General features: G+C 70.5%; 2 protein-coding genes. Both read left to right on the forward strand.

Going from position 1 to position 2,222, the window contains the following annotated elements; all coding sequences use genetic code 11:
- A partial coding sequence (gene sucB, locus JOZ00_RS22795; RefSeq protein ID WP_293348409.1) for a 2-oxoglutarate dehydrogenase, E2 component, dihydrolipoamide succinyltransferase occupies positions 1–1,751 on the forward strand: 1,751 nt, incomplete at its 5' end.
- 13 nt (positions 1,752–1,764) lie between these two features.
- Positions 1,765–2,222, forward strand: a 458-nt coding sequence (locus tag JOZ00_RS22800; protein ID WP_293348412.1) for an NAD-dependent epimerase/dehydratase family protein, incomplete at its 3' end; no start/stop codon positions are given.

The raw sequence follows: 2,222 nt of genomic DNA on the forward strand, positions 1-2,222 counted from the left end.
GGACGGTCACCCGCTGGCTCAAGCAGGAAGGCGACACGGTCGAACTTGACGAGCCCCTCGTCGAGGTGTCGACCGACAAGGTCGACACCGAAATCCCATCGCCCGCCGCGGGCGTGCTGACCAAGATCATCGCCCAGGAGGACGACACCGTCGAGGTGGGCGGCGACCTGGCCCTGATCGGGGACTCCGCCGACGGCAGCGACGGATCAGCGCCGGCCGCGCAGCCCCCGAGCCAGCCGGAGCGGCAGGCCGAAGCAGCGCCGGCGCCCCAGCCAGAACCCGAACCCGCGCCCCAGCAGGAAGCCCAGCCCGAGCCCGCGCCGCAGAGTTCCGGCGGCGGGTCCGCGACGCCCGTGCTGATGCCCGAACTGGGCGAGTCCGTGACCGAGGGCACGGTGACCCGCTGGCTCAAGAAGGTCGGCGATTCGGTTTCGGTCGACGAGGCGCTGGTCGAGGTCTCGACCGACAAGGTGGACACCGAGATCCCGTCGCCGGTGGCCGGTGTCCTGGTCAGCATCACCGCCGACGAGGACGCCACCGTGCCCGTGGGCGGCGAGTTGGCCCGCATCGGCAGCGGGGCCGACGCCGGCGCTACCGCCGCGCCGACGCCGCCGCCCGCCCCCAAACCCGAACCGGCGCCTCAGCCCAAGGCCCAGCCCGAACCCGAGCCCCAGCCCAAGGCGGAGGCTCAGCCGCAGCCGAAGCCGGAGCCGAAACCCCAACCGGCACAGGTCCAGCCCGCCGAGCAGACCCAACCGCCGGCGCAGGCCCCGGCGTCGTCCGACGGCGCGCCCTACGTGACGCCGCTGGTGCGAAAGCTGGCCACCGAGAACAACATCGACCTGTCCGAGATCAAGGGCACCGGGGTGGGCGGTCGCATCCGCAAGCAGGACGTGATGGCCGCGGCCGAGGCGAAGCAGCGGCAGCAGGAGGCCGCGAAGGCGCCCGCACCGGCTGCGGCGCCGGCGGCGGAACCCGGCAAGCCGGCTCCCGCGGCCGCTCCGACCCCGGCACCCGCGCTGGCGCATCTGCGTGGCACCACGCAGAAGGCCAGCCGGATCCGCCAGATCACGGCAAAGAAGACCCGCGAATCCCTGCAGGCCACAGCGCAACTCACGCAGACCCACGAGGTCGACATGACCCGGATCGTGGGATTGCGGGCTCGGGCCAAGGCGTCGTTCGCCGAGCGCGAGGGGGTGAACCTGACCTACCTGCCGTTCATCGCCAAGGCGGTGATCGACGCGCTGAAGACGCATCCCAACGTCAACGCGAGCTACAACGAGGAAACCAAGGAGATCACCTACTACGACGCCGAGCACCTCGGCTTCGCGGTGGACACCGAACAGGGTCTGCTCTCCCCCGTGGTCCACAACGCCGGCGACCTCTCGCTGGCCGGGCTGGCCCGCGCGATCGCCGACATCGCCGAGCGCGCCCGCACGGGCAACCTGAAGCCCGACGAGCTTTCCGGTGGCACCTTCACCATCACCAACATCGGCAGCCAAGGCGCGTTGTTCGACACCCCGATACTGGTTCCGCCGCAGGCGGCCATGCTGGGCACCGGGGCCATCGTGAAGCGGCCGCGAGTGGTGGTCGACGACGGCGGCAACGAGTCGATCGGCGTCCGATCGATCTGCTACCTGCCGCTGACCTATGACCATCGGCTGATCGACGGCGCAGACGCCGGACGCTTCCTGACCACGATCAAGCACCGGCTCGAAGAGGGAGCGTTCGAGGCCGATCTAGGGCTGTAGGGGGACGGCGATTGTGGCTCAAGCCGGTCATAAGACCGTCGTTGCGATAGCGGGTTCGTCAGGCCTGATCGGCTCCGCATTGGCCGCGGCCCTGCGCGCCGCCGATCACCGGGTGTTGCGCATCGTGCGCCGGTCACCGGCGAATCCCGACGAAGTGCACTGGAATCCCGAGAACGGCGAGTTCGACTCCGACGCGCTGAGCGGGGTCGACGCCGTCGTCAACCTGTGCGGCGTAAACATTGGTCAGCGCCGATGGTCGGGCGCCTTCAAGCAGAGCCTGCGAGACAGCCGCATCGCCCCCACCGATGTGCTCGCCCACGCCGTCGCCGAGGCCGGCGTCCAGACCCTGATCAACGCCAGCGCGGTGGGCTTCTACGGCGACTGCAAGGACCGCGTCGTCGACGAAACCGGCCGGGCGGGAACGGGTTTCCTCGCCCAGCTGTGCGAAGACTGGGAGGCCGCCACGCTGCC

Origin of the sequence: Mycobacterium sp., from assembly GCF_019243155.1 — a bacterium.
Lineage (GTDB): Bacteria > Actinomycetota > Actinomycetes > Mycobacteriales > Mycobacteriaceae > Mycobacterium.